This window comes from Mycobacterium sp. 1274756.6 (genome assembly GCF_001668625.1).
In the GTDB taxonomy this organism is placed as follows: domain Bacteria; phylum Actinomycetota; class Actinomycetes; order Mycobacteriales; family Mycobacteriaceae; genus Mycobacterium.
The window spans coordinates 111,862-118,253 of record NZ_LZLJ01000091.1 but is presented as its reverse complement, the minus strand read 5'-3'; the positions used below and the strand labels follow the sequence as shown (position 1 = coordinate 118,253).

General features: G+C 72.3%; 5 protein-coding genes and 1 pseudogene. 1 reads left to right on the top strand and 5 read right to left on the bottom strand.

The annotated features are described in order from the left end of the window. Positions 1-255, top strand: a pseudogene (gene pgk, locus A5643_RS17875) (phosphoglycerate kinase); the annotation flags it as partial. A gap of 112 nt (positions 256-367) precedes the next feature. Here pgk and gap read toward each other — a convergent pair. The 5 genes from gap to uvrC all read right to left on the bottom strand — a co-directional run bounded on the left by gap (position 368) and on the right by uvrC (position 6,381). Further along, a complete protein-coding gene (gene gap / locus A5643_RS14450; protein WP_066856895.1) occupies positions 368-1,390 on the bottom strand; it encodes a type I glyceraldehyde-3-phosphate dehydrogenase in 1,023 nt (340 codons plus the stop codon). Positions 1,391-1,524: 134 nt separating this feature from the next. Further along, positions 1,525-2,502, bottom strand: coding sequence for a DNA-binding protein WhiA (whiA, locus tag A5643_RS14445; protein ID WP_082948970.1), 978 nt, complete (start codon positions 2,500-2,502; stop codon positions 1,525-1,527). After that, entirely contained in the window at positions 2,499-3,548 is a 1,050-nt protein-coding gene (gene yvcK / locus A5643_RS14440) for a uridine diphosphate-N-acetylglucosamine-binding protein YvcK (protein WP_066856890.1), read from the bottom strand. The genes whiA and yvcK overlap by 4 nt, the downstream gene beginning before the upstream one ends. Further along, on the bottom strand, positions 3,545-4,444 hold the full coding sequence (gene rapZ, locus A5643_RS14435) for an RNase adapter RapZ (RefSeq protein ID WP_066856887.1): 900 nt from the start codon (positions 4,442-4,444) through the stop codon (positions 3,545-3,547). Before rapZ ends, yvcK begins: the two co-directional genes overlap by 4 nt. Beyond that, positions 4,441-6,381, bottom strand: a complete 1,941-nt coding sequence (uvrC, locus tag A5643_RS14430; protein ID WP_066856878.1) for an excinuclease ABC subunit UvrC — start codon at positions 6,379-6,381, stop codon at positions 4,441-4,443. Before uvrC ends, rapZ begins: the two co-directional genes overlap by 4 nt. Positions 6,382-6,392 lie beyond the last annotated feature (11 nt).

The following is a 6,392-nucleotide window of genomic DNA, read 5'->3' as shown; positions in this document are numbered from 1 at the left end:
CGCAGCGACCTCAACGTCCCGCTGGACGCCGACGGCGCCATCACCGACCCGGGCCGCATCGCCGCGTCGGTGCCCACCCTGCAGGCGCTGGTGGACGCCGGCGCCAAGGTGGTGGTCGCCGCGCACCTGGGCCGGCCGCAGGGCGCCCCGGGCCCGAAGCTGTCCCTGGCGCCGGTCGCCGCGGCGCTGGCGGAACACCTGGGCCGGCACGTCCAGCTGGCCGGCGACGTCGTGGGCACCGACGCGGCGATGCGGCCCGGGTCGGTGATGGCGCCGTCGGCGTCCAGCGGGACGTTGAGGTCGCTGCGGACCAGCACCCCGCGACCCGAAACCCCTTCGGCGAGAAGGTCGTCGAGGGTCGGGATGCTCACAGCGATTTGCCGACCAGGGCGACCAGGTCGACCAGCCGGTTGGAGTAGCCCCACTCGTTGTCGTACCAGGACACCACCTTGGCCTGGTCGTCGATGACCTTGGTCAGGCCGGCGTCGTACAGCGAGGAGTGCGGGTCGGTGACGATGTCGGCGGAGACGATCGGCACGTCGTAGTACTTCAGCACGCCCTTGAGCGGGCCGTCGGCGGCCGCCTTGAACGCGGCGTTGATCTCCTCGACCGTGGCGGACTTGGCCAGGTGCGCGGTCAGGTCGGTGACCGAGCCGGTCGGGATCGGCACCCGCAGCGCGTAGCCGTCGAGCTTGCCCTTCAGCTCCGGCATCACCAGCCCGATCGCCTTGGCCGCGCCGGTGGAGGTCGGCACGATGTTGACCGCGGCGGCGCGGGCCCGGCGCAGGTCCGAGTGCGGGCCGTCCTGCAGGTTCTGGTCCTGGGTGTAGGCGTGGATGGTGGTCATCAGGCCCTTGACGATGCCGAACTCGTCGTGCAGCACCTTGGCCAGCGGGGCCAGGCAGTTGGTGGTGCAGGAGGCGTTGGAGATGATCTTCTGGCTGCCGTCGTAGTCGCCGTCGTTGACGCCGAGGCAGACGGTGATGTCCGGGTCGGTGGCCGGGGCGGAGATGATGACCTTCTTGGCGCCGGCGTCGAGGTGGCCCTGCGCCTTGTCCCGCTTGGTGAAGATGCCGGTGGATTCCACCACCACGTCCACGCCCAGGTCGCCCCAGGGCAGCGCGGCCGGGCCTTCCTTGACCTCCAGCGCCTTGATCTTGGTGGAGCCGACGACGATGGTGTCCTCGCCTTCCAGGCTGACCTCGTGCGGCAGCCGGCCCAGGATCGAGTCGAACTTGAGCAGGTGGGCCAGGGTGGCGTTGTCGGTGAGGTCGTTGACCGCCACGATCTCGACGTCGGGGCCGTTGCCCTGCGCCTGCTGCGCGTCCAACGCCCGGAAGAAGTTGCGCCCGATTCGACCGAAGCCGTTGATACCTACCCGGACCGTCACTGGTCTCTCCTCATTTCTGCCGAAGTCTTCTGCTGAAGTCTGTGGTGTGCTCCGCCGACCAGCCTAATGGGCGCCGGCCCGGTGCCGCCGTGCAGCCCTGCCACCTCGACCGGCGCTGCGCGGCCGGTGGCCGGTCAGGCGTCTTCGAGCAGGTCCGGGGTGACCGCGGATTCGGTGTCGGGGACGCCGTCCTGCTTGGCTTTGCGGTCGGCCATCGACAGCAGGCGCCGGATCCGCCCGGCCACCGCGTCTTTGGTCATCGGCGGGTCGGCCAGCCGGCCCAGCTCCTCCAGCGAGGCCTGCCGGTGCTCGACGCGCAGCTTGCCGGCCTCGGCCAGGTGGGCGGGCACGGTGTCGCCGAGGATCTCCAGGGCGCGTTCCACCCGGGCGGCGGCGGCGACCGCCGCGCGCGCCGAGCGGCGCAGGTTGGCGTCGTCGAAGTTGGCCAGCCGGTTGGCGGTGGCCCGCACCTCGCGGCGCATCCGGCGTTCTTCCCAGATCACCCGGGTGTCCTGCGCGCCCATCCGGGTCAACAGGGCTCCGATGGCCTCCCCGTCGCGCACCACCACCCGGTCGGCGCCGCGCACCTCGCGGGCCTTGGCGCTGACCCCCAGCCGGCGCGCCGCGCCCACCAGCGCCAGCGCGGCCTCCGGGCCGGGGCAGTTGACCTCCAGCGCGGAGGAGCGGCCCGGTTCGGTCAGCGAGCCGTGCGCCAAAAACGCGCCCCGCCAAGCGGCTTCGGAGTCGGTGACGCTGCCGCCGACCACCTGGGCGGGCAGTCCGCGCACCGGCCGGCCGCGCAGGTCCAGCAGCCCGGTCTGGCGGGCCAGCGCCTCCCCGTCGGTGGCGACCTGCAGCACGTAGCGGGTGCTCTTGCGGATGCCGGTGGCCGGCAGCACCCGCACGTTGGCGGTGTAGCCGTACAGGTCGAAGATGTCCTTGCGCAGCCGCCGGGCGATGCTGTCGAGGTCGAGTTCGGCCTCCACCACCACCCGGCCGTTGACGATGTGCAGGCCGCCGGCGAAGCGCAGCAGCGCGGCCACCTCGGCGCGCCGGGCGCTGACCGCGGTCACCGGTAGCCGACTCAGCTCCTCTTTGACCTGGGCCGTCATCGCCACCCGTCGTCACCTCCCGGACCCTCTGCACCGGCTCGCTGCCGTGAGTGCTCGACCCGCACCGGGGCGGTGGCTGCCGCCGAGCCGGCACCGCGCATCCGCACCGCGTCCAGCGCGGCGGCCAGCTTGCCCGGGTCATGTAAAGGTGTACCAGGTCGGGCCACATCGGCAAACTGGACCGCGGCATCCAGCAGGGTGGCGGCGCGCCGCAGCTGCTCGCGTTCGCGCTCGCCGGCCACCCCGGCCGCGTCGACGATCACGTCGTGGACGGTGAAGCCCGGCGCGTGCTGGGCCAGCACGTGCAGGTGCCGTTCGGTGGAGAACCCGGCGGTCTCCCCCGGCTCGGCCACCAGGTTGAGCACCAGGGCCCGGCGCGCCGCGGTCTCGCGCAGCGCCGCCGCCAGCTCCGGCACCAAGACGTGCGGGATCACGCTGGTGAACCAGGATCCCGGCCCCAGCACCACCAGGTCGGCGGCCATGATCGCGTCGACGGCCTGCCGGGTGGCCGGCGGGTTGCCCGGCTGCAGCCGCACCCGGCGCACCTTGCCCGGGGTGGTCGCGACCGCGACCTGCCCGCGGATCACCCGGAACATGCGCGGGTCGGCCTCCAAGCCGGCGACGTCGGCCTCGATCTGCAGCGCGATCGGGCACATCGGCAGCACCCGGCCCTTGACCCCGAGCACCCGGCCCAGCTCGTCGAGCGCGGCGACCGGGTCGTTGAGGACCTCGCTGAGCCCGGCGAGCATCAGGTTGCCGATCGGGTGGCCGGCCAGGGCGCCGCTGCCGCCGAACCGGTGCTGGATGATGGTGGCCCACAGCCGGCCCTGCGGACTGTCGGATGCCAGCGCCGCCAACGCCATTCGCAGATCACCCGGCGGCACGATGTCGATCTCGCTGCGCAGCCGGCCCGAGGAGCCGCCGTCGTCGGCGACGGTGACCACCGCGGTGACCCGCGGGGTGAGCCGGCGGGCCGCCGACAGGGTCGCGTAGAGACCGTGCCCGCCGCCGAGGGCGACGACGCTGAAGTCGCTGCCCTGCCTCATTCGCGGCCCAAATCCCGGTGCAGCACCCGCACCGACAGCGCGGTGTCGGGCTCGAGGCGCCGCGCCAACTCTTCGGCGATGGCCACACTGCGGTGTTTGCCGCCGGTGCAACCGATCGCGACCGTCATGTAGCGCTTCCCCTCCCGCCGGTAGCCGTCGACAACCAGCGACAGCAACTGATGGTACGTATCGAGGAAGCGGGTCGCACCGGGTTGACGCAGGACGTAGTCGCGGACCGCCGGGTCCTGTCCGGTGTGTGGGCGCAGTTCGTCCACCCAGTGCGGGTTGGGCAGAAACCGCACGTCCATCACCATGTCGGCGTCCATCGGCAGCCCGTATTTGAAGCCGAAGGACTCCAGGGTGACCGCGGTCTGGGCCGCCGCCTCGGTGCCGAAGGCGCCCTCGATGGTCTCCCGCAGTTCCCGCACCGACATGGTGGAGGTGTCGACGACCAGGTCGGCGGCGGCGCGCACCGGTTCCAGCAGCCGCCGCTCGGCGGCGATGCCCTCGGTGAGCGTCTGCTGGCCCTGCAGCGGGTGGCTGCGCCGGTTGTGCTCGTAGCGGCGCACCAGCATGTCGTCGGAGGCGTCGAGGAACAGCACCCGCGGGGTGATGCCGCGGGTGGCCAGATCGGTGCGCACCCAGTCCAGGTCGCCGGTGAACCCGCGGGAGCGGACGTCCATCACCACCGCGAGCTCGGTGATGCGGGAGCCGGCCGCCAGGCCCAGATCGACCATGCGGGTGATCAATTCCGGCGGCAGGTTGTCGGCCACGTACCAGCCGAGGTCCTCCAGCACCTTGGCCGCGGTGCCGCGCCCGGCGCCGGACAAGCCGGTCACCAGCACCACGTCGATACCGGAAGCGGCTGCGGCGGTGGGGTTGTCGGCCGCGGTCATTGCGGTGTCCGTTCGTCGCTGAGCGCGGCCAGCACCGCCGCGGCGGTCACCGCGCCGATCCCCGGCACGGTGCTGATCTCCTCCACGGTGGCGGCGCGGATGGCCGCCACCGAACCGAAATGACTGACCAGGGCACGGCGGCGAGTCTCCCCCAGCCCGCGCACCGAGTCCAGCGCCGAGGCCGTCATCCGTTTCGAGCGTTTGCTGCGGTGGTAGGCGATGGCGAAGCGGTGCGCCTCGTCGCGCACCCGCTGCAGCAGGTAGAGGCCGTCGCTGCGCCGGGGCAGGATCACCGGGTCGGGTTCGGCGGGCACCCACACCTCCTCGAGCCGTTTGGCCAGCCCGATCACCGCCACGTCGCGGACCCCGAGCTCGTCGAGGGCCGCGGCGGCCGCGTTGACCTGCGGGGCGCCGCCGTCGACGACGAACAGGTTCGGCGGATAGGCGAAGCGCCGTGACTTGCCTTCCGGAGCAAGGGTTTCCTGCTCTTCGAGGTGGCGGGCGAAGCGGCGGCGGGTGACCTCGGCGATGGAGGCCACGTCGTCGGAGCGGCCGTCGCCGGCGGCGCCGCGGATCGCGAAGCGCCGGTAGTCCGAGCGGCGCGGCAGGCCGTCCTCGAACACCACCAGCGAGGCGACGACGTCGGTGCCCTGCACGTGGCTGACGTCGACGCATTCGATGCGCAGCGGCGCCTCGGCCAGGCCGAGCGCGTCCTGGATGCTCTGCAGCGCCGCGGAGCGGGCGGTGAAATCCCCGGCCCGGCGCAGCTTGTGCTGCTGCAGCGCTTCGACGGCGTTGCGCTGCACGGTGTCTGCCAGCGACTTCTTGTCACCGCGCTGCGGCACCCGCAGCACCACCTTCGACCCGCGCAGCCCCGACAGCCACTGCGCGACCTCCTCGGCGCCGGGCGGCAGGCAGGGCACCAGCACCTCCCGCGGCACCGGGTTGGCGGCTTCGTCGGCGGCCCCGTCGGCAGCCCCGTCGAGGGCGGCCTGGTCCCCGTAGAACTGGGTGAGGAACTGCTCGACCAACCGCTCGGATCCGGAATCGTCGGGGTCGCCGGACTTCTCGACGATCCAGCCGCGCTGGCCGCGGACCCGGCCGCCGCGCACATGGAAGACCTGGACGGCGGCCTCCAGCTCGTCCTCGGCGAACGCCATCACGTCGGCGTCGGTGCCGTCACCGAGCACCACCGCCTGCTTCTCCATGGCGCGGCGCAGCGCGGCGAGGTCGTCGCGCAGCCGGGCGGCCCGTTCGAAGTCGAGATCGGCGGCGGCGGCGGTCATCTGCTGTTCCAGGCTGCGCGCGAACCGGTCGGTCTTGCCGGACAGGAAATCACAGAAGTCGTCGACGATCCGGCGGTGCTCCTCGGCGCTGACCCGGTCCACGCACGGCGCGGCGCACTTGTCGATGTAGCCCAGCAGGCAGGGCCGGCCGATCTGCTGATGGCGCCGGAACACCCCGGCCGAGCAGGTGCGCGCCGGGAAGACCCGGGTCAGCAGGTCGAGGGTCTCCCGGATCGCCCAGGCGTGCGAGTACGGCCCGAAGTAGCGCACGCCCTTGCGCCGCGGCCCGCGGTAGACCATCAGCCGCGGGTATTCCTCGTTGAGCGTGACCGCGAGCACCGGGTAGGTCTTGTCGTCGCGGTAGCGGACGTTGAACCGCGGGTCGAACTCCTTGATCCAGTTGTATTCCAGTTGCAGCGCCTCGACTTCGGTGCTGACCACCGTCCACTCCACCTTGGCGGCGGTGGTCACCATCTGGCGGGTGCGCGGGTGCAGCCCGGCGACGTCGGCGAAGTAGGACGTCAACCGGCTGCGCAGGTTTTTCGCCTTGCCCACGTAGATGACCCGGCCGTGGGTGTCGAGGAAGCGGTAGACCCCCGGATCCACCGGGATGGAGCCGGGGGCCGGCCGGTAGGTCGCGGGGTCGGGCACGCTCCCAGGCT